The following is a 24,711-nucleotide window of genomic DNA, read 5'->3' as shown; positions in this document are numbered from 1 at the left end:
ATCAGCTCGTGAAGGTGGACGTGGTCGGGGACGCGGACGTGGACGAGGACGAGGACGTGGACGTGGAGGCAGGCGCCGGGCAGACGGAGCCGGGCGGGCAGAACCAGCCCAGTGCCGTCGTGAGGACCCGCAGCTCGTCGTCCGTGCCGTCGGCGGCGGGGCCGTAGGAGGCGATCGCGTAGATCTTGCCGTCGGCGGACCGGAAGCGTTCGTCGAAGACGTGCCAGGTGCCGATGTCCGGCTCACCCTTGAGGGAGTCGGCGACGTACTCCATGCGGGAGCCGCTGACCCCGTCGGTGTCCACGTGGTGCAGGGCGAGCTTGTGGAACCCGCGGGGCTTGGGGACCTTGTCGGAGAGGTACTGCCGGAAGGACTCGTCGGGCGAGGCCTCCGCCACCTGGTACACCTGGATCCGCCGGTCGCCGGAGCCGCTGCGGTAGTTGACGACGTCCATGCCGAACTGGGAACTGACCGTGCGGCGCCCCCAGCCCTCGGGCACGGCTATCCGGAAGCCCTCGGGGTCGTCGTGGAGGGCGTAGCCGTCGGGCGGCAGCGTCGCGGCCGGGGACGGGCTGCCGGTGACGGCCTCGTCGGACACGTCCGGGGAGGGCGGCTGCTCGGAGCGCAGGGCCGGGGCGGCGGACGGGCTCACGGCCGCCGCGCCCTTGTCGCCGCTCCCGCCGCCGAAGCCCAGCACCGCCACCAGGCTGGCGACGACACCGACCCCGGCCGCGGCGGCCACCACCGTCAGTACCGTACGGCGGCTGTACCCGCCGAACGCGCGGGGCGGACCCGGCGCGACCGGCGGAACCGTCACCGTGGGCGGCCCCGCCACGGCTGAGTCGCCCGGCGTGAATGCCAGGCCTGGTGCGGACGCCGGGCCTGGTGCGGACGCCGGGCCTGGTGCGGACGCCGGGCCTGGTGCGGCCGAGGCGCCTGTGGTGGGCGAAGTGCCTGCCGCCGGCGAGATGCCTGTCGCGGGCGGGGCCTCCGGCGCGGGCGGGGCGCCAGTCGTCGGCAAGGTGCCTGCCGTCGGCGAGGTGCCCGGCGCGGGCGGGGCCTCCGGCGCGGGCGGGGCGCCAGTCGTCGGCGAAGTGCCTGCCGTCGGCGAGGTGCCCGGCGCGGGCGGGGCCTCCGGCGCGGGCGGCGGAACCGCCGTGGCCGACGGGCCGGTCCCGGTCCACCAGTCGGCGGGTGCGTCGGGGTGCCGGACCGGGCCGGGCGGGGGCGCCTGCGGCGCTCGGCCCGGCCGGGCGGGCGGGGGCGTGGTCGTTCGGGGCAGGTTTCCTCCGGTGTCCTCCCAGCGCTGGGTCTCCTCGTTCCACTGCCGCCCGCCCCCGTTCGTCACGGTGTGCTCCTCTCACATGCCGATCAGGCCGGCCACCGTCCCGGCCGACGCGAACAGGGTCAGCACCGACTGGGCGTCGGTGAGCAGTTCGCGCAGCCGCTGCCGCCTGCTCTCCCCGGCGGTGCCGGTGCGGGTGATCTCGTCCTCGGTGTCGGCCAGGCTCGCGTCCAGGCTCCGCGTCTGGTCGGTGTCCCGGACGCGGCGCAGGTCGGCGCGGAGTTCCCGGACCGCGGTCAGCAGTTCCTGGGCGGCCGGGTCGGCCGGGGCCGCGTGGTGGTGGCTCTCGGCGTGCGCGTGGCTGCCGATGGCGAAGGTGCTCTGCGAGACGTCACCGATGCTGACGCCGGGCTCATCCGCTGTGGTCATCGTTGCCGGTTCCCTTCTGCGGTTCGGGACCGCCGGTGCTGGAGGAGGCGGAGGAGTTCTCTCCGACGGCGAAGGTGCTGCCCTCGACGCGGCCGATGTGCACGCCCCCGTTGCTGATGTTGTTGATCTGCTGGACGAACTCGCCGGTCTGGTAACCGGCTTCGGCGAGCGCGGCCCGCACGCCGTTCGCCACCCGGTCCTGGATGCTGGTGAGGTAACGGGAGACGTCCATCTCCTGGAACTGCGAACCGGCCTCGGCCGAACCCAGCTCCCGCACGGACAGCGCGGGCCCGTCCGGCAGCGCGCCCGCGTACCCGCCGGTCAGCAGCCGCCAGCCGTAGACCACGGACCTGCCGAGGACGACCAGGGAGCCGGCCAGCGAGCCCGGCACCCGGGTCACCGCCCACACCGCCTTGCCCAGGACGTTGTTGTTCCGGAACCGGTGGGCCGCACGGTCGGCTTCCTTGAAGTCCGGGCGCACCGGCAGCAGCACGTGCGGGGCCATCTCCAGCATGAGCATGCCGCCCTGGGTGTGGATGCGCACGAAGACGGTGACGACCAGCTCCTCCTCCCAGCCGCCGACGCGGATGCGCAGGAAGTGACGGCGCTTCTCGGCGCCCTCCTCGACGGCGTGCGCCCGGTGCTCGTCGAAGGCCTGCGGGTCGTACGGGGCGTCCTCGCGGCGCAGCAGCCCCTCGGCGGGCAGGAACACGCACTCGTCGATCTCCAGCCAACGCAGCCGGTCGCGCACCCCGGCGCCCGCGTACGCGGCGGGCAGCCGCAGCCGCTCCACCAGCGGCCGGATCTTCTCCAGCACCAGCCGGTTGCTGATCGGCTGCTGCTTCTTGAGCGCGTCGGGCTTCAGCTCGACGGCCAGCACCCAGTCCGGGTACGCCTCACCGGCACCGCAGAACGGGCGCGCCTCGTGGTACATGATCAGCGGCGCGTGCTGCTCGGTCCTGATGCGCTGCTTGAGCCACTGGAAGCGGTGGCTCTCGCCCCGCTCGGCGGGGTCGTTCGCGGCGTCCGGGAAGCGCTGCGGTGACAGTTCGGCGGCCAGGACCCGTGCGAACTGGCCGCGCTGCCCGGCCAGGCACAGCGCGATGAGCGCCAGGAGCACCAGGGTGGCCCAGGCCTGCCAGGGCTTGAACACGTGTGCGAGCCCCGTGGAGCCGAGCACGAGGAGGTCGCTCCAGCCGAGCCCGCCGGGCCGGCCGTAGGGGCCGTAGGAACCGGAGGAGCCGGACCAGTCGTAGGAACCGTAGGAGCCGTAGGAGTGGTACGAGCTGTCGTCGTTCCCGGCGCCGAACGCGGCCAGCACGGTGAACAACAGCAGCAGTGTGAAGGTGATGCGGCCCCACCAGCGCAGGAAGAAGGCGGGCACCACCCGGTACAGGGGCGCCTGCGAGGCTCGGCCCCTGATCCAGCGGCCGATCGCGAGATACAGGCTGGGGGCCAGGAAGACGGCGAGCAGGCCCTGGGTCAGCGCCGCTCCCACCAGCCACAGGCCGAGAACCGCCCCGGCCCACTGGATCTCCTGGCGGCGGGCGCGCAGCGCGTGCGCGAGGACGCGGGCCGCGTCGAGACCGAGTGAGGGCGCCACGAACCGCTGCCCGTTGAGGTGCAGTTCGTCGATCACCCGGTGCCGGTACCCGGCATCCAGGTACGTGCCCGCGCACAGCAGCCGGGTGGCCTCACTGGCGTGCGGCGAAGTGGCCGGTGGCGCGGTCGGCGGCGCAGGCGTCGGTTGCGGTTGCGGTTGCTGCGGCACATAAGCGGTGCTCACGCGAGTCCCCCGAGGCGTGGAAAGTCACTGCTCTGCAATGAGTTGACGAGCCATCAGCATAGAGTGACCCGTGCCACAGGGGAAAGCCGAATGCGGGCACGCGGGCCTGCGGGCACCTCGCCCGCGCGCTCACGCCTCCGCGAACCCGCCGCGCACCCGCGCCTCGCGCACCCGCCGTGCACCCGCGCGTCCGCGAACCCGCCGCGCACCCGCGCCTCGCGCACCCGCCGCGCACCCGTGCGTCCGCACACATGACGGACGCCCGGCATCCCTGCGCGGGATGCCGGGCGTCGCGGGGCTTGTCAGATGAGGCCGAGGCCGCGGACCGCCTCGCGCTCCTCCGACAGCTCCTTGACGGAGGCGTCGATGCGGGCGCGGGAGAAGTCGTTGATCTCCAGGCCCTGGACGATCTCGTACTCGCCGTCCTTGGTGGTGACCGGGAAGGAGGAGATCAGGCCCTCCGGGACGCCGTAGGAGCCGTCCGACGGGATGCCCATGGAGACCCAGTCGCCCTCGGCGGTGCCGTTGACCCACGTGTGGACGTGGTCGATGGCGGCGTTGGCGGCGGAGGCGGCCGACGAGGCGCCGCGGGCCTCGATGATGGCGGCGCCGCGCTTGGCGACGGTCGGGATGAAGTCCTCGGCCAGCCACTTCTCGTCGTTGACGACTTCGGCGGCGTTCTTGCCGGCGACCGTGGCGTGGAAGATGTCCGGGTACTGGGTGGCGGAGTGGTTGCCCCAGATGGTCAGGCGCTTGATGTCGGCGACCGTGGAGCCCGTCTTCTTCGCGAGCTGGGTCAGCGCGCGGTTGTGGTCCAGGCGGGTCATGGCGGTGAAGCGCTCGGCCGGTACGTCCGGGGCGGCGGCCTGGGCGATCAGCGCGTTGGTGTTGGCCGGGTTGCCGACGACCAGGACCTTGACGTCGTCCGCGGCGTGGTCGTTGATGGCCTTGCCCTGCGGCTTGAAGATGCCGCCGTTGGCCTCCAGGAGGTCACCGCGCTCCATGCCCTTGGTGCGCGGGCGGGCGCCGACCAGGAGGGCGACGTTGGTGCCGTCGAAGGCGACGTTCGGGTCGTCGCTGATGTCGATGCCCTGGAGCAGCGGGAACGCGCAGTCGTCCAGCTCCATGGCCGTGCCCTCGGCGGCCTTCAGGGCCGGCGTGATCTCCAGGAGGCGGAGCTTGACCGGCACGTCCGCGCCGAGCAGCTGGCCGGAGGCGATGCGGAAGAGCAGGGCGTAACCGATCTGGCCGGCCGCGCCGGTGACGGTGACGTTCACGGGAGTGCGGGTCATGGCGTTCTCCGTATGACAGCTGGCGGTCGGGGCGTCCCTGCCCCGGGGTGCAGGATCCCCGCGTACGGTTGGCGGCCGTACGCCCACCGCGATGATCGATCACGCGTACGGATGATCGATCTCTTGGCGTCAAGAGAGATCCAGCGGTCAGGCTATCGCGCATCGGGCACCCCGCACGGCCGGGCCCCTGTGGCCCGTCCCACAGAGTGAACCGGAACGGGCAGGTGGCGGGCAGGTGGGGACACGGGAGGCGGCCGCCCGTCCGGGAGAGGAGAGACGAAGGCGGCCGCCGGATGGGGGTACCGGAGCACCGGACTCCCGTGGGGGTGAGGTCCACGTGCCCCAAACGGCGTGCCCCATGCACACCGCGGCACAGTTCTTCACCTCATCTCCGCGCCCTGTCCCCGGCGCCCCCTCATGGCACTACTTCGTGCACCCCTGCCGCCCCGACGCCAGCGTCACGCACGCCGTCGCCTGCGCCGCGTCGCGCACGGCCACCATCGGCGTGTACCCGATGGTGTCCCCAGCGGTCGTGACCGTGTCGGTCTCCGTCCGCGCGCCGACCGTGACCTTCACCCGGTCGCCCTGCGCCGCCTGCGTGATACGCCCCCACGCGGCACCGCAGGCCCTGCTGTAGCGGACCTCGACGACGGTCGTGCCGACGGTGACGCTCCGGTCCGTGCTCACCAGTTCGCCACTGCACCCCATGGCCTCGGCGTCCTTGCCGGTGCAGCCGGTCCCGGCGCACTTCACGCCGGGCGGCAGGCTGGGCGCCTTGCTGGCGGAGGGCGAGGGGGACCTGGTCGCGCCCTGCGCCTTCGTCCCCAGGGTGCCGCCCGTGAAGTAGAAGACGACCCCGATCACCGCCAGGGTCGCGACCATGCCGGCGAGGAACATCGCCAGCTGCCGCCGGAATGTTCCGCCGGAGCCGGGTGGGGTGGGGCCGGGGCTCGGGCTGGGGTCGGGAGCGGCGCTCGGGCCGGGGTGAGGGGCGGCGCTCGGGCCGGGGGGAGGGGCGGCGGGGGCAGGCGCGGGGGCGGGGGTGCCGGTGCCCGCGTCGGCGCCGGGGGTGAGGGCGGTGGCGGGCGTGGCGGCGACGGGAGGGGTGGGACCGGGGAGCGCGGGGGCGGCCGGGGGCTGGAGCTGGGGCTGGGGCTGCGGTGCTTCGGCGCCGGGCGCCCGCGCGCCCTCGGGCACGCGCTTGCCGCCCGCCGGGGACGGCCCCCGGTACCCGGCCAGGCCCCACGAGTTGGCCTTCGGGGACGGAGGGACGGCCGGGCCGGCGCAGGCATCGGCACCGGCGACGGAGTCGGCACCGGCGACGGAGTCGGCAACGGCCACGGAGTCGGCAACGGGGCCCGAACCCGGGTCCGGGCTCGGCCCGCGCCCCGCCCGCTCGCGCGCGTCCGCGTCGGGCGCCGTCGGCTGCGGCGGCACCGTCGGGGACACGCCCGCCGGGCCCGCGATGCCCGTGGCGTGCGCTCCGTACGCCAGGGCACCGGCCCACCGGGGGCCCTTCGCCCGCTCGGCCGCCCTGCCCGCGCCGGGCGGGCTGCCGTTCACCGTGTTGCCGGGCGCCGTATCGCCTTTCGCCCTGCCGCCACCCGGCCTGCCACCGTCCGGCCTGCCGCCCTCCGCCTTGATGCCGCTCGGCCTGCCACCGTCCGCCCCGCTTCCTTCCGGCCGCCCGCCGTCCGGCCTGCCGCCCTTCGCCTTACTGCCGTTCGCCCTGCCGTGGGTCGCCGTACCGCCGGCGGGCCTGCCCCCGTCCGGCGAGGCGTCGTTAACCTCGGTTCCGCCCGCCTTGGACCCGTTGACCCGGGACCCGTTCACGTGGGACCCGTTCACGTAGGACCCGTTCACGTAGGACCCGTTTACCTGGGACCCGTTTACATCGGCTCCGTTCGCCTCGGCTCCGATCGCCTTCGTACCGCCGGCCTCTGCCCCCGGCGCCGCCGCCCCCGGTGCCGACGCGCCGAACTCCCCCAGTGCGGCGCGGGCCTGGGCGATGCGGATGGCCTCCATCGTCCGGTCGTGGCGCAACTCGGCGCGGCTCCACGCCCGTTCCGCCAGTTCCCACATCGTGGTCAGGTGGACCGGATTGGTCTCCGTGACCTCGGCGAGGGCGACCACGGCCCCCTTGGGCGCCAGCAGCCGGCCGTTGAGGTAGCGCTCCCAGGACGTCTTGCTGTAGCCGGTGCGGTCGGCGAGCGAGGCGACGCTCAGGCCGCCCCGGTCCACCAGCCGCCGCAACTGGCTCGCGAACTCCTTGACCTGCGGGTCCAGTTCCTCGGGCAAGGCCTTCCAACGAGGCATTGCTGCTTCCCCCTCTTTCCCCCCGGTACGTACCGGTACTTCCCCGCGCGTGGTGCCCGTTCGGGCGGGGGCACGCGCCGTCGTGCTGATGGTCCACGCTAGCCGCGCCGCCGGACGACCCGGCCCCGGCTTCCTATTTTGTCCACACATCGACACACCACGGCGGAGCGCCCCGCCGGTGTCGCGTCACCCCAGCGCGACGGCGCTCACGACCGCGGTCACCAGCAGCGCGGCGAGCAGGGCGACGGCGTACAGGAGTAGACGTCCGCCGGGCCCGCCCCGCGGCGCTCCACCCCGTTCCTCGGGCCGGTCCCACCAGGGGACAGTGGGGACCTCCTCGTAGGCCGCCACCGCCTCGCCGCCGGAGCTCTCCGCCCCGTATCCCGGTGCCCGCCCCGGTCCCGGCACCGGCACGGGTGCCGGTGCCGTCCTGGGCCAGACCTTGACGGCCATCTCCCAGCGCACGGTGTGGCGTTCGGCGTCCGCGCCGACCAGGCCCGCGACCCGGCACAGGGCGGCGACCGCCTGCCGGGGCGGGGGCTGGGTGGCGTTGAGGTAGCGCTGCCAGGACGACTTGCTGTACGCGGTGCGCGCACCGAGGGCGACCAGGCTGAGGCCGGTCCCGTCCTTCAGGAGTCGCAGTTGCTCCACGAAGTGCCGTACCTCCGGCGGCAGATCGTCCGGCAACGGCTGCCAGGCGCCCATCGCTCACCTCCCGGCGTCCCACGCCGCCCCTCGCGCTGCTCCGCGCACCGCTCCTCGCCGCGAGTGACGACGAAGGCGCGGCGAACGGTTCCCGCGCTGGTCACGGACATGGTTGTGGCGAAGCGCGGACACCGTGGCGGAACGGTCACTTCCGTGCCACAGCGCACGGACAGGCGTTGAACCGCCGTTCCCCGTGCCGCAGGGTTGGTCCCGGCGGCGGCCCGTCCTGACTCGGGGGAGAGGATGGGCCGCCGTCAATCTACTGAGGATGATGTAGGAATCGCGTCAGCGGTTGCGCACCGTGTAGTGCAGTACGTCGTCCAGGAACGGGATCTCCAGCCACGGCTGGGGCTGCGCCATCAGTGCCAGCAGCACGATGACGATGCCGAGGATCCCGTAGGTGACGATGTCCGTGAAGCGGGAGCGGACCGCGAGCATGCCCACGCGGGGCAGCAGCCAGCGCATCGCGGACCCGCCCAGCAGGCCGGCGCCGATCAGCAGCAGCCCCACCCGGAACGCGTCGAGGGCGGTCACGAGCAGACCGAGCCCGACGACGATCAGCACGGTGAGCAGCGGCCACTGCCGGGCGGGCGCCGGGGCGTCACCGGGAGCGGCCCGCCCGCCGCCCTCGGGGCGTGCGGTGTCCTTCGTGAACAGGGGGAAGCGGCGCGTGCCCCGGCGCGCGCGGCGCTTGTGCCCGGCCCCGGCCCCCGACTCGGCCCCGGAACCGGAGCCGGAACCAGCCCTGGACCCCGGCCCGGAGCCCTCCGGCGTCTCACGCCGGGCCTTGCGCCCGGCTCCCTCCCCAGCCGTCTCCCGCACGGCGCCGCCCGCCTCAGCCGACACTGCGCTCCGCCGCCTCGACCACGTTGACCAGCAACTGGGCCCGGGTCATCGGGCCGACCCCACCCGGGTTCGGGGAGAGCCAGCCGGCCACCCCGGCGACGTCCGGGTGGACGTCCCCGACGATCTTGCCCTCGTCGTTGCGGGAGACACCGACGTCGAGGACGGCCGCGCCCGGCTTGACGTCCTCGGCGCGGATCAGGTGCGGGGAACCGGCCGCGGCGACGATGATGTCGGCCCGCTTCAGGTGGGCGGACAGGTCACGGGTGCCGGTGTGGCACTGGGTGACCGTGGCGTTCTCGCTGCGGCGGGTGAGCAGCAGCGGCATCGGGCGGCCGATGGTCACACCGCGGCCGACGACCACGACCTCGGCGCCCTTGATCTCCACGCCGTAGCGGCGCAGCAGGGTCAGCACGCCGTTGGGGGTGCAGGGCAGCGGGGCCGGCTCGTTCAGGACGAGGCGGCCGAGGTTCATCGGGTGCAGGCCGTCGGCGTCCTTGTCCGGGTCCATCAGCTCCAGGATGCGGTTCTCGTCGATGCCCTTGGGCAGGGGCAGTTGGACGATGTAGCCGGTGCAGGAGGGGTCCTCGTTCAGCTCTCGGACGGCCGCCTCGATCTCCTCCTGGGAGGCGGTGGCCGGCAGCTCGCGCTGGATGGAGGCGATGCCCACCTGGGCGCAGTCGCGGTGCTTCCCGGCGACGTACTTGCGGCTGCCGGGGTCGTCGCCGACCAGGATCGTGCCGAGGCCGGGCGTGACGCCCTTCTCCTTCAGCGCCGCCACGCGGGCGGTCAGATCGGACTTGATCGCGGCTGCGGTGGCCTTGCCATCGAGAATCTGGGCGGTCATGGTCCCATCCTCGCGGATGACCGGCCCCCTGTTCCAATCAGGGCGGTCCGGCCGCTTCCTGTCGTGCGCATCCATGATCGCGATGTTGCACTCGCACAACACATGACTGATACGACTGGACAAGTAAGCATTCGGTCAAGAACGATGAGCAGCACAGTGCCGCGGGCAGCTCATCGGGGGGATGGACCGCTTTCTGTAGAACTCTCCTCCGTACGGTGCCGCGCGTCGTCCCCGCACTTGATCCACGGAGGAAACCACCGCCATGAGTTACGGCGACCCGAACAACCCCTACGGCGCCCCGCAGCAGCAGCCCGGTTACGGCCAGCCGCCGCAGGGCCAGGCGCCCGGTTACGGCTACCCGCAGGCCCCGCCCGTCCAGCAGCCCTACGGCGGCGGCGTGCCGCAGACCATGCCGGGCAACGTGAGCGCGGCCCGCGTGATGCTGTGGGTGATCGTCGGCCTCCAGGTGATCGGCGCGGGCATCTTCGCCGTCGCGGCGGCCACCATCAACGCCGCCCAGAAGGACGACAGTCTCAAGGACAACTCCGCCTTCCAGCAGCTCGCCGACTACTCGACGGGCAGGCTGTGGGCGCTGGTGGTCTTCGCGATCGCGTGGGGTGTGTTCGCGGCCGTGCTGGCCACCAAGTTCACCTCGGGCGGCAACGGCGCCCGGATCACCATCCTGGTCTTCGGCATCATCACCGCGGTGCTCGGCCTGTGGCCGTTCACCATCGTGGGCCTCGTCCACCTGGTCCTCGCCATCCTGATCGCCTGCTTCGTCGGCGGTTCCAAGGGCAAGGCCTGGTTCAACCGGCCGCGTTACTGAGGTCCGGGCCGACCGTCCGACCATCGCACAGGCCGGCACAGGCCACTTCGCGCCATTCACTCCCAGGGCCGTGTCTCACCCCGCGCAAGGGGGGACACGGCCCTGGTGCGTCGCCCTAGTCTGGGGTCCGTAGCCGTCAGGCACGGGGAGACGCACCTTGTACAGCATCATCGTGGTACCTCCGCCGACCACGGAGGACGAGCGAACCGGCAGCCAGTTCCGGCTCGCGCCCGGCGACCGCCTCGCCTTCGGGCGCTCCGCCCCGGACAACGACCTGGTGATCGGGCACGACGGGGTCTCCCGCCGGGCCGGGCAGATCACCGCGCACGGGGCCTTCTGGATACTGAGCAACCTCTCCGCCCACCAGACCTACGTCGTGGAGAACCCGGAGGGGGCGGGCGAGCACATCAAGGTCGGGCCGGGACGCCTCGACGCCCCCGTCCCCTTCGAGTTCTCCCGGATCGTGCTGCCCGCCGCCGGTGACCTGCTGCCCATCGAGGTGTGGGCACCCCGGCACGACTACCTGGCCGGTTCGGGCGGCCCGGACGGCGAACCCACCGCGCCCGCGTTCTCCGTCGACCGCGCCAAGCGCTACTTCGCCGTGCTCGCCGCCCTGTGCGAGCCCCGGCTGCGGGGCGACCCGCACGCGCCGCTGCCCACCGTCGACCAGGTCGTGGAGCGGCTGCGGCCCGCCTGGCCCGCCGCGTCCCGTACGTCGGTGCAGTGGAACATCGACTACCTGGCCGTGAAGCTCCGTCTCAAACCCGGCCCCGACACCGCCGAGACCGGCCCGCGGCTCAACGGCAAGAAGGAGTCCCTGGTCTCGCTCGCGCTCCGCTTCGACCTGGTGCGCGAGGACGACCTGGTGGTGCTGGCCGCACCGCCGCCGCGGACGGTGCGCGGCGGGCTGCCGGCCGCGCCCGGCCCGGTGGAGCGGTGAGCGAGCCGTACGCCGTGCCGGTGCCCCGCGGCTACCGGGTCGGCGTCTGGGAGGTACGGCGGCCCATCGCCACGGGCGCCTTCGGCAGCGTGTACGAGGCCCGGCGCACCGGGGCGGGAGGCGGCACCGGAGCGGGTAGCGGCGCCCGAGCGGGTGAGGGCACGGGAGCGGGAAGCAGCGCCCGAGCGGGTGACGGCACCGGGGCCGGAAGCAGCGCCCGAGTGGGTGACGGCGTCGGGGCCGGCGGTGGGCCCGGCGCGGGCAGCGCCCCGCCCGACCTGCCGCGGACGGCCGCGCTGAAGTTCCTGCCGACCGGCACCGGCACCCCGCGCCGCCTCGCCCATCTGCGGGAACTCGTCGAACGCGAGGTGACGCTGCACCGCCGGCTCCGCCGCCCCCGGCTGATCCGGATGTACGAGACCCTCACCGTCGACGACCCGGATTGCCCCGGCCTCGACGGGGCCACCGTCCTCGTCCTGGAGAAGGCGGAGGGCTCCCTGGCCGCCCTGCTCGCCGCCGGGCCCCGGCCCGCCGCGGGACCCGCGCTGCTCGCCGAGATCTGCGAGGGCCTGGCCCAGCTGCACCGGGCCGGCTGGGTCCACGGTGACCTGAAACCGGCCAACGTGCTGCTGATGCGGGACGGTTCGGCACGCCTGGCCGACTTCAACATGGCCGCCGAACTCGAAGGCACCCACGCCTACTCCCCCGCCTTCTCCACCCCCGACTACACCCCGCCCGAACTGCTCTGGTCCGAGATCGGCGAACGCGGGCGCCAGGTCCGCCCGTCCGCCGACATCTGGGCCTTCGGTGTCCTCGCCCATCTGACCCTCACCGGCAGCTTCCCGCTGCCCGGCGGCACCCCGACGGCCCGCCGGGACGCCGCCGTCGCCTACGCCCGCGGCACGGACGGGCTGACCCTGTGCGCCGAACTCCCCTGCGCCTGGCGGGAGATCCTGCGCGACTGCCTGACCCGTACGCACGCCGACCGGATCGGCACCGAGGCCCTGCTGCGGCGCGTGGAAGCCGCGGCGGGCACCGCCCGCCCGCCCGGCGTCCTGCGGCTGCGCGTCCGAGGCACGCCTGGCGTACGACGGGGCCCCTGGGGCGTACGGGGCGTTCCGCAGGGCGGCCGTGCCCGGCTGTTCACGGGCGGCGTGCTCGTCACCGCCGCCGTCGCCGCGCTCGGCTACGGCATCGGCGCCCTGGCGAACGACCCGCCGCCCTCCCCCGCGGCCACCGCGACCCGGCCCCAGGACACCGCGGCCCTGCCGGCCGCGGTCGCCCCCGCCACCTACGGCGCCCCCGAACTCCGTACCGACCAGGGCGTCCCGCCCTCCTACCGGCCGCTGATCGTCGACGCCGCGCACGCCTGCCCGAACCCGGACGTCACGCCCGCCCTGGTCGCGGCCATGCTGAAGGCGGAGAGCGACTTCGACCCCAACCTGTCCGATCCGGCCAAGGACGAGTACGGCATCGCCCGCTGGACCCCGCGCGTGCTGCGCTGGTGGATCCGGCCCGACGGACAGCCCGCGGCCACGATCCCCCGGCCCCCGTTCCCGGCCGCCGTGTCCATCCCCGCCATGGGCCGCTACCTGTGCTTCATCGCCCCGAACCTGAAACCGGGCCTGCCCGGCGACAAGCGGGTGCTGATCGCCGCCGCCTACCGGACCTCGTTCCGGAAGGTGAACGGCGCGGGCGGAGTTCCCCCGAAGTACCGCGACTACTGCGCCCGCGTCGCTCACTACCTCAAGGAGTACACGCCCCCGGGCCGCAAGTGACCCTGAGACTTCCGAGGTACCCGCGGGACGCGGCCCCTGCCACGGTGGAACCACTCCGCTCCGGCGGAACGACCACCTTCGTCACATGGGGGAACCTGTGAACGTGAAGAAGCCCGCAGCGCTGCTCGCCGCAGCCGCCGCACTGATCGCCGGCACCTCGGTCGCGGCCTCCGCCGCCGATCCGGCCGGCACCCGGGTGACCGGTCTCCAGCAGCAGGCCGAGCAGGTCCTGGCCGGTCACCCCAAGGCCCTGCACGTGTCCGCCGACGCGGTCCGCTACGACGGCCTGACCGTCACCGCCGCGCCCAAGGGCAAGGCAGCGATCAAGGACCTGGCCTGCGCCTACGGCCATCTCTGCATGCTCGTCAACGGCCAGAAGTTCGACTTCTACAAGTGCCAGACGTGGAACCTCAACAACTGGACCGGCAACGGTCCCTTCACCAACAACCAGACGCCGGGCACGGTCGCCAGGTTCTTCAACAAGGACGGCAGCGTCCGCTGGACGTCCACGGCCTACCAGGCCGGTACGGCCACGTGGGACCCGATCTGGTCCCTGCGCCCCTGCTGAGCCGGGCCCGCCTGACGGCGGTGGCCTCCGGCCCCTCCTGGGGGAGGGCCGGAGGCCACCGCCGTCGTGCGTTCACTGGTTCTTGAGTGCGGAGAGGAACGGTGTCCAGGCGCTCCGCTGGAGGAGGAGGACGGGTCCCCCGGGGTTCTTGGAGTCGCGGACGGGGATGAAGGTGACGGGAGAGACCCCTACTTCGACGCAGTCACCGCCGTCGCCGTTGCTGTAGCTGCTCTTGCGCCAAGCTATGGTGCGCGGGTCAATCCATTTGCTCTGCTTCATGTTTGTAGGTCCTCGCTGCATGTTTCATCAAAGCCAGGGACGCCTGTGGTGACAGCGCGACGGCCCTCAGCAGGTCGTACTTACGACGGTACGTCGCCACCTCAGCCGGGTAGTCGATGAGCTGCCCCGTGTGATCGCCCTCTGTGTATACCAACGGCGGGGCGTCGGCAAAGGTCATGATCTTGACCATGCCGTAGTCGAGCGGGCACCAGAAGGACGTTTCCGGGACCACTTGGATAACGCTCCGCGTGGAGCGGACGATGTCGAGGATGTGTTCCACCTGCTCAGCCATGACTGCCGGGGTAACCGGCGCTTGCCGGATGGCCGACTCTCGGACGATCCCCCAATAGGTGGGACGGTCCGGGCACTTCCACAACTCGCCACGCGCCAGTCGCCCATGGACGCGCTTCTCGACCTCCTCCGGAGACGCCTCCGGGTCGATGCATTCGATGCGACCGCGGAGGTACGCCCCGGTCTGAAGAAGACCCGGCAGGCCGATAGGCGCCCACTCTTCTACCGTTAGCGCCCGTTTCTCCATATCCGGGATGTCGGCGTAGTACCACGCGTGCCCGACCTGCCGCGCCTTGGCGACGTCTTCACACCGCCGCTGGAAAAACCCGTCCGTCCCCAGCCTCTCGTCCACGTGCCGGGCGAGATCGACCGGCATCCGCCGCTCCCCCCGCTCGATCTGGCTCAGGAACGAGATCCCCCGGAAGCTCCCCTCGGCCAGCTGCTCCAGCGTCAGGCCCGCCGCTTCCCGCTTGAAGCGCAACTCCGCGCCGTAGAAGGAAGGGACGCTCGTCGACGCGTCGGGGTCCTTGCGAGCAGGCACAACTCATCACCGCCGTTTACCAGTTACCGTGCGCAACCCAAACTCTTCTCACGGTACGCCGCCCCACGCCACTGTGTGAGTGCTTCGTCACGCATCGCACACAGAAAGGCGTACGTCCGTGCCGCACCCCCACGTCCAGGAAGCCGAGGCCCACCTGGAGGCACTGCGCGCCGCACTCGCCGCGCACGGCATCACGCTCCCCTCGCTCGGGCTCGAACCGCCCTCGTTCGCGGGGACGTACGCCGCCCCGCTCATCGCACTCGGGAACTGCAACCTGACCACCGCCGAGGCCCTGGCCGCCGCGCTGCGCAAGGGAGCGGCGGGGTGAGGCCACCGCTGGCGCTGGATCTGCTCGCGCTGCCCAAGGCCGTGCCGGAGGTGCGGCGGGCGGTGCGCGAACACCTCGGCGTGCCGTGCCAGGACGTGCAGCTGTGTGTGAGCGAGCTGCTGGCGAACGTGATCCGGCACGTGGGAGAGGGCACCCCCGTGTCCGTACGGGTGCAGGACACGGGCAGCGGCCGGGCCCGGGTGGAGGTCACCGACCGGGAGCCGCACGGGTGGCTGGTGGTGCGGCACGCGGGCGCGGAGGAGGAGGCCGGGCGCGGGCTGCTGCTCCTCGACACGGTCGCGCTGCGCTGGGGCGTGCGCCAGGAGCCGGACGGGAAGACCGTCTGGTGCGAGGTGCCCGTCAGCTGATCCGGGGATCGGCGGCGGAGTGGCGTTCGTAGACCGTCACCCGCCGCCCCCGCACCCGTTCGTCGGCGACGACCGTGAAGTGCTCGCGCAGGACGGCCAGTTTCGCGCCGTCCCGCGCCACCAGCGCCGTACCGGCCGACGGGGACGCGTCCGTGACCAGCAGGACCCGTCGCTCGGCCAGGGTCAGCGCACGGATCGTGGCCGGATCCGCCTCCTCGCCGCCGAGCGTGCCGGACTCGGCGGGGCCGCGGACCAGCGCGATGTCCCGCAGGCCGGTGAAGGCGCCGGGCGAGACCAGCGCGGTGTCCCGCCGGAACGCGGGGACGAAGAGGACCGCGTCCCCGTCCCCGTGCAGCCCGCGCACGTGGTCGGACACCGCCAGCACGTCGTCCACCCTGCTGCCCGGCGACCGTACGGCCAGTGACTGCGGCAGCAGCGCGGCCACCGCCGCCACGAGCGCCACGGGGGCCAGCCACGGGGACGCCCTCGGGAATCGCGGCGCCGCCGCCCGTGCCGCCGCGTCGAGGGCGGCGCCGATGAGCAGGGCCAGCCCGAGCTGACTGAACGTGACGTACCGGTCCAGGAACACCGGCTGGACGAACGAGAGGCCGATCAGGCCGAGTTGCGGCATGGCCAGCAGCGGCAGCCCGACCGCCGCCACCGACAGCCGCCCGGCCCGCGGCCGGTCTGCCAGGGCCGCGAGGCCGCCCACCGCCAGCAGGACGGCGGGGCCGATCACCATGTGCCAGGTCAGCGGCGGTATCCAGGTCACCTGGCCGGCCTGGGCCCGGCTGTAGAGGACCAGCGGCAGCACCCCGGCCACCGCGCACGCCGACGCCCCCGCCCACCGCGCCCACGCGCCGCGCCCGGCGCGCGTCCAGAGCAGGGTCACGGCGTGCGCGGGAAGCACCAGCAGGGACAGCCAGTGCAGCAGCCCGGTCACGAGGACCACACCGGCGTAGGCGGCCCACCGCCCCGCCCCGCCGCGTCCCTGGAGCAGCGTGACCAGCAGCAGCGTCGAGGCTCCGGCACCGGCGGCGACCAGCGCGTAGGAGCGGCCGTCCTGGAGCTGGAACTGGACCGCCGGGAGCAGCGCCAGGGCCAGCCCGCCCACCAGTCCCGCCCGTACTCCGCGAAGGCGGCGGCCGATGACCGCGACGCAGGCCGCCGCCGCGGCCATGGCAAGGACGGACGGCAGTCTGAGGGTCGTGATGCCGGGCCCGAAGCAGACGAAAAGGGCGTGCATCCACAGGTAGTAGAGCCCGTGCACGGCGTCGACGTGCTGGAGGGTGTGCCAGATCTGGCCGGTCGGCCGCTGCGCCACCAGCCAGGTCGCGGCCTCGTCCCGCCACACGCTGTGCCGCCGGGTGAGCCCCCACAGGCCGAGCAGGACGGTCCACACCGCCGGGAGGGACCAGACGGGCAGGCGCGGGCGGGGCCGGTGACCGGCCGGGTGAGAGGTCATGAAGACGGCCGGTCCTCGCAGCGGTGATCATCCGGATGGGCCGCACAGGGTACGTGCGGCGCCGGCCCGGATGACCACCGACCGTAAAGAACCGGCCAAGGGTGCTGCTCAGGAGAACCTGAGGGAGGTGCTCAGTGGAAGAAGTGCCGCGTGCCCGTGAAGTACATGGTCACGCCCGCCTTCTTCGCGGCCTCCACGACCAGCTCGTCGCGGATCGAACCGCCCGGCTGGACGATGGCCTTCACCCCGGCCGCGATCAGGATCTCGGGGCCGTCCGGGAAGGGGAAGAACGCGTCCGAGGCGGCGTAGGAACCGCGCGCCCGCTCCTCGCCCGCCCGCTCGACCGCCAGCTTGCAGGAGTCGACGCGGTTGACCTGGCCCATGCCGACGCCGACCGAGGCGCCGTCCTTGGCGAGCAGGATCGCGTTGGACTTCACGGCCCGGCAGGCCTTCCAGGCGAAGGCGAGCTGGGCCAGTTCACCGGCGGACAGCGCCTCGCCGCTGGCCAGCGTCCAGTTGGCCGGATCGTCACCCTCGGCCTGGAGGCGGTCGGTGACCTGGAGCAGCGCGCCGCCGTCGACCGGCTTGACCTCGGCCGGGTGGGAGGGCGCGCCCGCGGCCTTCAGCACCCGGATGTTCTTCTTCTTGGCGAGGGCCTCCAGCGCCCCGTCCTCGTAGTCGGGGGCGACGATGACCTCGGTGAAGATGTCCGCGACCTGCTCGGCCATCTCCTTGCTGACCGGCCGGTTCACGGCGATCACGCCGCCGTAGGCGGAGACCGGGTCGCAGGCGTGCGCCTTGCGGTGCGCCTCGGCGACGTCCGCGCCGACCGCGATGCCGCACGGGTTGGCGTGCTTGATGATGGCCACGCACGGCTCGTCGTGGTCGTACGCGGCACGGCGGGCGGCGTCCGTGTCCGTGTAGTTGTTGTACGACATCTCCTTGCCGTGCAGCTGCTCCGCCTCGGCGAGGCCGCTGCCGGTGCCGTCGACGTAGAGCGCGGCGGGCTGGTGCGGGTTCTCGCCGTAGCGCAGGGTGCTCTTGCGCTCCAGGGTGGCGCCGAGGAAGTCGGGGAAGGCCGAGTCGTCGACGGGGGCGTAGGAGGCGGCGAACCAGCCCGCCACCGCGATGTCGTACGACGCCGTGTGCTGGAAGGCCTCGGCGGCGAGCCGCTTGCGGGTGGCCAGGTCGAAGCCGCCGTCCTGCACGGCGGCGAGGACGTCCGCGTAGCGCTCGGGGCTGGTGACGACCGCGACCGAGGGGTGGTTCTTGGCGGCGGCGCGGACCATGGAGGGCCCGCCGATGTCGATCTGCTCCACGCACTCGTCGGGCGAGGCACCGGAGGCGACCGTCTCGCGGAACGGGTAGAGGTTGACGACGACGAGGTCGAACGGCTCCACACCCAGCTCCGCCAGCTGCCGCCGGTGGTCCTCCAGGCGCAGGTCGGCGAGGATGCCCGCGTGCACCTTCGGGTGCAGGGTCTTGACCCGGCCGTCCAGGCACTCGGGGAAGCCGGTCAGCTCCTCCACCTTGGTGACGGGCACGCCGGCTGCGGCGATCTTCGCGGCGGTGGAGCCGGTCGAGACGAGTTCGACGCCGGCCTCGTGCAGCCCGCGCGCGAGCTGCTCCAGACCGGTCTTGTCGTAGACGCTGACGAGCGCGCGCCGGATGGGCCGCTTGTTGCTCTCGGCGGTCACTGGATAACTACCTTTCGTCCCTCGATGCGATAGCCGTGGCGGGCGAGCCGGCTCACGACCTCGACGAGCAGCCTTCGCTCGACTTCCTTGATGCGCTCGTGCAGCGCGCTCTCGTCGTCCTCGTCCCGGATCTCGACCACGCCCTGGGCGATGATCGGTCCGGTGTCGACGCCGTCGTCGACGAAGTGGACGGTGCAGCCGGTGACCCTGGCGCCGTACGCGAGCGCGTCACGGACGCCGTGGGCCCCCGGGAAACTGGGCAGCAGTGCGGGGTGCGTGTTCACGAACCGCCCGCCGAACCGCGCGAGGAACTCCTTCCCCACGATCTTCATGAACCCGGCGGACACGACGAGGTCGGGTTCGTGGGCGGCGACGGCCTCGGCGAGCGCCGCGTCCCACTCCTCGCGCGTGCCGTAGTCCCTGACCTTCCGCACGAAGGTCGGCAGCCCGGCGCGCTCGGCGCGCGCCAGCCCCTCGACGCCCTCGCGGTCGGCGCCCACGGCGACGACCTCGGCACCGTAGGCCTCGGCCCCGGACTCGGCGATCGCGTCGAGGAGCGCCTGCAGATTGGTGCCGGATCCGGAGACCAGCACGACGAGGCGCTTGGCCACGGGCTTGGCGGCCACGGTGGGGCCCTTTCTCGGGGAAGCTGTCTTTGTACGGTCGTACGAATGCTTCGCGTCCCCGGATACGGGGAAGCCTACGAAGCAGCCGACCGCCAGCAACGATACCGGCACTCCGGACGGCCCCCATGGGACGGGGGCGTGGCCGGAAGGTAGCGTCTGCACAGACCTGGTACGGGAACGCGCCGGGGACGCCCGGGGAAACCGGGGGAACGCACTCCGCGCTCCGGGCGTTCAAGGGGTGAGGGACCTGTCGGACCGCCCGTCCGATCGCCTTCCGGATCGCCTTCCGGATCGCCTTCCGGATCGCCTTCCGGATCGCTTTCCGGATTGCTCTCCGGATCGCCTCGCGGATCGGACGACGGGCCCGCCGGGTCCGCCGGACCAGTCGACCAGTCGTGACTCACCAAGGGGAAGACGCTCACTTGAAGCCCGACCGCAGCCCGCGACTCCTCACGCTCCCTCCGCTGTCGGTGCAGGGAGGGGAGCGCGGCGCCGTGCTGCTGCGGGAGCGCCCCGCCTCACCGCCCGACGCGCCCACGGGCGGGGACGACGGCGGCGGGCGCGGCGGCTCCACAGGCGGCACCGGCAGCGCCGGTCAGGACGACAACCCCTTCGCACCGCCCGCCGAGGGCACGCCCGACCGGCCCTGGCAGCCCCGCCACCCCTCGGGACAGGGCTCCGGCTCCTCCGGGCAGGGCCAGGGCCAGGACCAGGGGAACGGCCAGGGGAACGGTCACGGGCAGGGCGGCGGGCAGTCTCCCTGGGGGAGCCAGTGGAGCGACCGTCAGCCCGGCCGCTCCCCCGGCGGCTTCGGCGAGCGGCCCGAGCGGCCCGGCGGTGGCGACGGACAGCCCGGCGGTGGCCCCGGACAGCCCGGCGGCGGGCCGAACAGGCCCGGCCCCGGCACGCGCTGGGACCCGACGGACCCCACCCAGCGCCGCGCCCGGTTCTCCCTGCTGTCCGGCATGTGGGCCTTCTTCTTCGTGCTCTTCGGCTGGGCGCCCGTCGCACTGCTGCTCGGTGCGCTCGCGCTGTACTGGGGCATCAGCGCCCTGCGCGCCAAGCCCCGCAAGCCCGACCCGCACAGCCCGGCCCCGGCCGCGGCCCCGGCGCCGGAGACCAACCGCCCCCAGGTCACGGCGGCGGTCAGCGGCCTGGTCACCGCGTCCCTGGCACTCGCCCTGGTCGCGGCGGGCTTCGCCGCGCAGTTCGTCTACCAGGACTACTACTCCTGCGTGAACGACGCGCTCACCCACCAGGCCAAGCAGTCCTGCGACCAGCACCTGCCGCGGGAACTGCGCGGCATGCTGGGCACGGACGGCTGAGAAGGGCTGAACGCGCCGGGGCACTGCCGCACTGGCGCACAGCGTCAGTAGGTCCGCGCAGGCGTCAGTCGGTGCGGGCGCGCGTCAGTCGGTGCGGTCGGGCGGCTGTTCGGTCCGTACGGTCGGCTTGAGCGGGTCGGTGCGCTCGGACGGCTCGGTGCGCTCGTCGGCGGCCTCGGGCCCGGACTTCAGCTCCGGCTCCGGGTCCGGGTCCGGTTTGACGGGGTCCGGCTCGGCGGGGCCGCGGTGGACGGGTCCCGGTTCGACCGTCACCGGCGAGAGCGAGCCGGTCGGGGCCGGGCCCGGGTCGGCCGTGGCCGGGTCCGGCCCGGACGGGCCCGGACCCCTCTCCCAGGAGGCCACATCGAGGGCGGCGGGCGGTTCGAGGGGCAGGACGTCGTACGGTTCGAGGGTGACGTCGTAGCGCGCGGGCAGCCGCCCGGCGGTGTCCGCGAGCCGGGCCGGCCGGGCACCGCTGCCCCCGCCGCCCTCGCGGGGTTTCCCGATCCGCTGCCCGGCTGCCGCGCCGGCCACGAGGACCCGGCCGCCGCGGCAGCGCCAGGCCCGTACCACCACGGCCGTCGGCACGGCCGCCGCCGACGTCCACAGCAGAGCGGCCCCCATGACCTGCCACCCCACCGGTCCGAAGGCGTCGAGGGCGGCGTTCCCCAGCGGGCCGCCCGCCAGTTCGGCGGCCAGCCCGAGTCCGATCGCGCACAGCAGGCACGCCAGCGCCGCCCCGCCCGCCGTCCGCCGCCAGGACCAGGCCCGTACCCCGTCCCGCGCGTCCCGCCGGTCCCGCACCGCCCCCTCCCGAACCGCCGCGCCCGCGACGAACCAGCCGATGGTCACTCCGGCGGCCACGGGCACCGCGGTGGTCACCAGGTGCAGCGGGGAGCCGGGCCCCGCGTCCGGCACCGCCGCGAGCAGCGGGAAGGACGGGAGCAGCGGGGCCGGTGCGGAGGCGAACGGGTCGACGGTGTGCCCCACGCCGAGCACGAAGCCGGGGCCGAGGGCGTACGCCGCCGCCCACAGCACCGCGTTCGGCAGCAGCGCCAGGCAGAGCAGCAGCACGGCGAACCGTCCCGACCAGCCCTCCGTAAGCTTCAGGAAGGCGCCCTGGGCGGCTCCGCCGTGACCCACCAGCGACACCCCGAGCACCAGTGCCCCGCCCCCGACGAACACCACGCCCCCCGCCCCGGCGGCGCGCGCCGAGGCGCCCAGCCGCGCCCGAGGCCCCGGCCCGAGCAGCAGGCGCCGTACGCCGGGCGACAGCGCGCCGAGCGCCCGGTCCAGCGGGGCGCGCGGGCAGCCGTACGCCGCCCAGACGCCGCCGGCCGCCGCCGACGCGGCGACGAACGGCACCCACACCACCGTCGAGAACCACGCCGGGTGCAGCGCGCCGCCGGCCGCGTAGACCGCGGCGCCGACGGCGACGGTGAGGTAGCCGAGGAGGACACCGGCCCAGGCGGTGCGCGGGGGGACGAGCGGTCCGCCGTCACCGCCGTCGGTGGCGTCCCGCGCCGCGCGGTGCACCAGCAGGAGGGGCAGCACGGCCGGCAGCAGCGGGGTCAGCCCGATCGGCGCGGGCACCGAGGTCAGGGTGTCGGTGCGGACCAGTTCGGCGCCGTGCGCCAGCAGCCACAGGGCTGCGGCCACGTGCAGCGTGCTGCCCGGACCGCTGTCGGGGTACGGCGAACTGATCCACAGCACGATGTCGAGCACGGCGAACGAGCCGAGGCCGAGGCCCGCCGCGACGGCACCGCCCAGGAAGCCGGCGCCGAGCCCGGGTGAACGGTCCCGTACCCGGGTGCGCAGACGTGGCAGCGGTGGACGTCGAGGGGTCGTCTGGATCACGCCCGCCATGCTCCCAACGTCACACGCATTCCCGGCGCAACAGGCGAACCTCCGCTGTGTCGCTCAATATACGTTTATGTGCCTATTCACACGGAGGGACGCACGGTGACGTACAGTCATGCGAACCCACGGCCACCGCACTCGACGGACCGGCCCCCCGGCGCGAGCCCCGCACCGACCGGCACTCAGGTCGCCGGAAACACCGACGTGAGCACGCGGGAGCCTCTGACACCCGCTCAGGCCTTCGACGCGCTCTACGAGTTCTGCGCCCCGGCCCTCGTACGCCAGGCCTACCTGCTCACCGGCCACCGCGAGCGGGCGCGCGAAGCCGTCGAACGCGCCTTCCAACTCGCCTGGCAGGACTGGCCAAAGGTCGCCCGCGACCGTGACCCGGCGGGCTGGGTCCGGGCGACGGCGTACGACTGCGCGCTGTCCCCCTGGCACCGCTGCATCCCGCGCAACCGCATCCCCGACCCGCCGCCCGCCCCGGTCGACCGCGCGTTGCAGCACGCCCTGCTGCGCCTCCCGCCGTCGTACCGCCGCACGCTGGTCCTCCACGACGGTGTCGGGCTCGATCTGCCGGAGACCGCGGCGGAGACCGAGGCGAGCACCCCGGCGGCGGCGAACCGGCTGATGCACGCCCGCGAGGCCGTCGCCGCATGCCTCCCGGAACTCGCGGACCCGGCGGAACTGCACCGGCGCCTGGTCCGGCTCGGCTCGGCCTGGCACCTCGCCGGGGCGGGCGCGGGAGCCGCAGGGACGACCGGGGCGGTGGGGGCGGGAGCGGACACGAGCGCGGCCGCGGGGGCGGCGGTGACCGCCGGGGCTGCAGTGGCCGCCGGGGCTGCGGTGGCCGCCGGGGCTGGGGTCGCGGTGGGGGCGGGGGTCGTGGCGAAGACGAGGGCGGCGGCCGTGGCGCGGGCCGGGGCGGGGGCTGCGGCACGGGCCGGGGCGGGGGCTGTGGGGTGGGCCGCCGGGTCGGTGCCGGCCTCGGCGGCGCCCGTGGCACCCGCGCCGCCCGCGACGGTGCGGACCGCCGGGGAGCGCAGCACCCGCTTCTGGACGCGGTCCGCCATCGCGTTCACGGTCACCATCATCGGCGCCACCGCGCTCACCCTCCGGACCGCGCCGACGCACTACCTCGCGCCGGTCTCCCCCGGTCACGCGGTGCAGGGCCTGCCCGCCCAGGGCCTGCTCGGGTCCTTGTCGCGACGCGAGCAGAAGCTGCGCGCCGTACTGGAGAAGGAGGTGACGGCGGGACCGGAGCGGCTGGCGCCGGAGGCCAGGTAGGCCATGTGGCCGACCGGTCGCGGCGAGGGGCGGGTCCGTCCGGACACGGCGGTGGGCCCGCCCCGGCATGTCGCCGGGGACGGGCCCACCGATTCTGCTGGTGTCCGCTGTTCCGCTGCCGCGGAACCGGGCTCAGGCGCTGAGGATGGCGCGCGCCAGCTTGGCCGTCTCGGTCGGGGTCTTGCCGACCTTGACGCCCGCGGCCTCCAGGGCCTCCTTCTTCGCCTGGGCGGTGCCGGACGAACCGGAGACGATGGCGCCGGCGTGGCCCATGGTCTTGCCCTCGGGCGCGGTGAAGCCCGCGACGTAGCCGACGACCGGCTTGGTCACGTTCTTCGCGATGAAGTCCGCGGCCCGCTCCTCGGCGTCGCCGCCGATCTCGCCGATCATGACGATCAGGTCGGTCTCGGGGTCGGCCTCGAACGCGGCGAGCGCGTCGATGTGCGTGGTGCCGATGATCGGGTCGCCACCGATGCCGACGGCCGTGGAGAAGCCGATGTCACGCAGCTCGTACATCATCTGGTACGTCAGCGTGCCGGACTTCGAGACCAGGCCGATGCGGCCCGGCTTGGTGATGTCGCCCGGGATGATGCCGACGTTCGACTGGCCCGGGGTGATGATGCCGGGGCAGTTCGGGCCGATGATGCGGGTCTTGTTGCCCTTCTTGCCGGCGTACGCCCAGAAGGCGGCCGAGTCGTGCACGGCGATGCCCTCGGTGATCACGACGGCCAGCGGGATCTCGGCGTCGATGGCCTCGACGACCGCGTCCTTGGTGAACTTCTCCGGAACGAAGATGACGGAGACGTCGGCGCCGGTCTTCTCGATGGCCTCCTTGACGGTGCCGAAGACGGGTACCTCGGTGCCATCGAAGTCCACGGTCTGACCCGCCTTGCGCGGGTTCACGCCGCCCACGACGTTGGTGCCGTCGCCGAGCATGAGCTTGGTGTGCTTCATGCCGGTCGAGCCGGTCATGCCCTGGACGATGACCTTGCTGTCCTTGTTGAGCCAGATAGCCATGGTGTGTTGGTG

General features: G+C 73.6%; 22 protein-coding genes and 1 pseudogene. 8 read left to right on the top strand and 15 right to left on the bottom strand.

Annotated features, from left to right (window positions below; genetic code table 11):
- Nucleotide 1: 1 nt before the first annotated feature.
- The 8 genes from AB0G56_RS23115 to AB0G56_RS23080 all read right to left on the bottom strand — a co-directional run bounded on the left by AB0G56_RS23115 (nt 2) and on the right by AB0G56_RS23080 (nt 9,503).
- Nucleotides 2–745: a hypothetical protein gene (locus tag AB0G56_RS23115; protein WP_360972203.1), complete on the bottom strand. Its 744-nt coding sequence runs from the start codon at nt 743–745 to the stop codon at nt 2–4.
- Between the two features lie 615 nt (nt 746–1,360).
- Nucleotides 1,361–1,714: a hypothetical protein gene (locus AB0G56_RS23110; RefSeq protein ID WP_360972201.1), complete on the bottom strand. Its 354-nt coding sequence runs from the start codon at nt 1,712–1,714 to the stop codon at nt 1,361–1,363.
- Nucleotides 1,698–3,500 carry a hypothetical protein gene (locus AB0G56_RS23105; protein WP_360972199.1) on the bottom strand — a complete coding sequence of 601 codons (1,803 nt, stop codon included), beginning with the start codon at nt 3,498–3,500 and terminating at the stop codon, nt 1,698–1,700. The genes AB0G56_RS23110 and AB0G56_RS23105 overlap by 17 nt, the downstream gene beginning before the upstream one ends.
- A 302-nt stretch (nt 3,501–3,802) precedes the next feature.
- Nucleotides 3,803–4,792, bottom strand: coding sequence for a malate dehydrogenase (locus tag AB0G56_RS23100; RefSeq protein WP_360972197.1), 990 nt, complete (start codon nt 4,790–4,792; stop codon nt 3,803–3,805).
- Nucleotides 4,793–5,215: 423 nt separating this feature from the next.
- A complete protein-coding gene (locus AB0G56_RS23095) occupies nt 5,216–7,108 on the bottom strand; it encodes a DUF2690 domain-containing protein (protein WP_360972195.1) in 1,893 nt (630 codons plus the stop codon).
- Nucleotides 7,109–7,294: 186 nt separating this feature from the next.
- On the bottom strand, nt 7,295–7,813 hold the full coding sequence (locus AB0G56_RS23090; protein WP_360972193.1) for a helix-turn-helix transcriptional regulator: 519 nt from the start codon (nt 7,811–7,813) through the stop codon (nt 7,295–7,297).
- 285 nt (nt 7,814–8,098) lie between these two features.
- On the bottom strand, nt 8,099–8,659 hold the full coding sequence (locus AB0G56_RS23085; RefSeq protein WP_360972191.1) for a DUF3017 domain-containing protein: 561 nt from the start codon (nt 8,657–8,659) through the stop codon (nt 8,099–8,101).
- Nucleotides 8,649–9,503 carry a bifunctional methylenetetrahydrofolate dehydrogenase/methenyltetrahydrofolate cyclohydrolase gene (locus AB0G56_RS23080; RefSeq protein ID WP_360972189.1) on the bottom strand — a complete coding sequence of 285 codons (855 nt, stop codon included), beginning with the start codon at nt 9,501–9,503 and terminating at the stop codon, nt 8,649–8,651. Before AB0G56_RS23080 ends, AB0G56_RS23085 begins: the two co-directional genes overlap by 11 nt.
- Nucleotides 9,504–9,765: 262 nt before the next feature.
- Between AB0G56_RS23080 and AB0G56_RS23075 the strand changes: the two genes are divergently transcribed.
- The 4 genes from AB0G56_RS23075 to AB0G56_RS23060 all read left to right on the top strand — a co-directional run bounded on the left by AB0G56_RS23075 (nt 9,766) and on the right by AB0G56_RS23060 (nt 13,615).
- The gene (locus tag AB0G56_RS23075) at nt 9,766–10,329 is read left to right on the top strand and encodes a hypothetical protein (RefSeq protein WP_360972187.1); all 564 of its coding nucleotides are present in this window, start codon (nt 9,766–9,768) and stop codon (nt 10,327–10,329) included.
- 157 nt (nt 10,330–10,486) lie between these two features.
- Nucleotides 10,487–11,269: an FHA domain-containing protein gene (locus tag AB0G56_RS23070; protein WP_360972185.1), complete on the top strand. Its 783-nt coding sequence runs from the start codon at nt 10,487–10,489 to the stop codon at nt 11,267–11,269.
- Nucleotides 11,266–13,047 (top strand): protein kinase, encoded by a 1,782-nt coding sequence (locus tag AB0G56_RS23065; protein WP_360972183.1) that lies wholly within the window; start codon nt 11,266–11,268, stop codon nt 13,045–13,047. The genes AB0G56_RS23070 and AB0G56_RS23065 overlap by 4 nt, the downstream gene beginning before the upstream one ends.
- 103 nt (nt 13,048–13,150) lie before the next feature.
- The gene (locus AB0G56_RS23060; RefSeq protein WP_360972181.1) at nt 13,151–13,615 is read left to right on the top strand and encodes a hypothetical protein; all 465 of its coding nucleotides are present in this window, start codon (nt 13,151–13,153) and stop codon (nt 13,613–13,615) included.
- 72 nt (nt 13,616–13,687) lie between these two features.
- Here the strand turns inward: AB0G56_RS23060 and AB0G56_RS23055 are convergent, their stop codons facing one another.
- Nucleotides 13,688–13,894, bottom strand: coding sequence for a DUF397 domain-containing protein (locus tag AB0G56_RS23055; RefSeq protein WP_360972179.1), 207 nt, complete (start codon nt 13,892–13,894; stop codon nt 13,688–13,690).
- Nucleotides 13,872–14,726 (bottom strand): helix-turn-helix transcriptional regulator, encoded by an 855-nt coding sequence (locus AB0G56_RS23050; RefSeq protein ID WP_360972177.1) that lies wholly within the window; start codon nt 14,724–14,726, stop codon nt 13,872–13,874. Before AB0G56_RS23050 ends, AB0G56_RS23055 begins: the two co-directional genes overlap by 23 nt.
- A gap of 118 nt (nt 14,727–14,844) precedes the next feature.
- Here AB0G56_RS23050 and AB0G56_RS23045 point away from each other — a divergent pair, with 118 nt between their 5' ends.
- Together AB0G56_RS23045 and AB0G56_RS23040 are read left to right on the top strand one after the other, a co-directional pair.
- On the top strand, nt 14,845–15,054 hold the full coding sequence (locus AB0G56_RS23045; protein ID WP_360972176.1) for a hypothetical protein: 210 nt from the start codon (nt 14,845–14,847) through the stop codon (nt 15,052–15,054).
- Nucleotides 15,051–15,422 (top strand): ATP-binding protein, encoded by a 372-nt coding sequence (locus tag AB0G56_RS23040; RefSeq protein WP_360972174.1) that lies wholly within the window; start codon nt 15,051–15,053, stop codon nt 15,420–15,422. The genes AB0G56_RS23045 and AB0G56_RS23040 overlap by 4 nt, the downstream gene beginning before the upstream one ends.
- On the opposite strand, the gene AB0G56_RS23035 is transcribed toward AB0G56_RS23040, so the two are convergent.
- The 3 genes from AB0G56_RS23035 to purN all read right to left on the bottom strand — a co-directional run bounded on the left by AB0G56_RS23035 (nt 15,415) and on the right by purN (nt 19,210).
- Nucleotides 15,415–16,887, bottom strand: a complete 1,473-nt coding sequence (locus tag AB0G56_RS23035; RefSeq protein ID WP_360972172.1) for a glycosyltransferase family 39 protein — start codon at nt 16,885–16,887, stop codon at nt 15,415–15,417. The two genes, AB0G56_RS23040 and AB0G56_RS23035, sit on opposite strands and share 8 nt — an antisense overlap.
- Nucleotides 16,888–17,018: 131 nt before the next feature.
- Nucleotides 17,019–18,584 carry a bifunctional phosphoribosylaminoimidazolecarboxamide formyltransferase/IMP cyclohydrolase gene (purH, locus tag AB0G56_RS23030; protein ID WP_360972170.1) on the bottom strand — a complete coding sequence of 522 codons (1,566 nt, stop codon included), beginning with the start codon at nt 18,582–18,584 and terminating at the stop codon, nt 17,019–17,021.
- A complete protein-coding gene (purN, locus tag AB0G56_RS23025; RefSeq protein WP_360972168.1) occupies nt 18,581–19,210 on the bottom strand; it encodes a phosphoribosylglycinamide formyltransferase in 630 nt (209 codons plus the stop codon). Before purN ends, purH begins: the two co-directional genes overlap by 4 nt.
- 422 nt (nt 19,211–19,632) lie before the next feature.
- Here purN and AB0G56_RS23020 point away from each other — a divergent pair, with 422 nt between their 5' ends.
- Nucleotides 19,633–20,535 carry a hypothetical protein gene (locus AB0G56_RS23020; RefSeq protein WP_360972166.1) on the top strand — a complete coding sequence of 301 codons (903 nt, stop codon included), beginning with the start codon at nt 19,633–19,635 and terminating at the stop codon, nt 20,533–20,535.
- Between the two features lie 84 nt (nt 20,536–20,619).
- Here the strand turns inward: AB0G56_RS23020 and AB0G56_RS23015 are convergent, their stop codons facing one another.
- On the bottom strand, nt 20,620–22,401 hold the full coding sequence (locus AB0G56_RS23015) for a DUF6350 family protein (protein ID WP_360972164.1): 1,782 nt from the start codon (nt 22,399–22,401) through the stop codon (nt 20,620–20,622).
- 216 nt (nt 22,402–22,617) lie between these two features.
- Here AB0G56_RS23015 and AB0G56_RS23010 point away from each other — a divergent pair.
- Nucleotides 22,618–23,682: pseudogene (locus tag AB0G56_RS23010) on the top strand (sigma factor-like helix-turn-helix DNA-binding protein); the annotation flags it as partial.
- Nucleotides 23,683–23,814: 132 nt separating this feature from the next.
- Here the strand turns inward: AB0G56_RS23010 and sucD are convergent.
- Nucleotides 23,815–24,699 (bottom strand): succinate--CoA ligase subunit alpha, encoded by an 885-nt coding sequence (gene sucD / locus AB0G56_RS23005; protein ID WP_360972162.1) that lies wholly within the window; start codon nt 24,697–24,699, stop codon nt 23,815–23,817.
- Between the last annotated feature and the right edge of the window lie 12 nt (nt 24,700–24,711).

This window comes from Streptomyces sp. NPDC021356, assembly GCF_040641015.1.
Taxonomy (GTDB): Bacteria; Actinomycetota; Actinomycetes; order Streptomycetales; family Streptomycetaceae; genus Streptomyces.
Note: the sequence above shows the minus strand (reverse complement) of the source record. Positions and strands in the feature narration are given on the sequence as shown.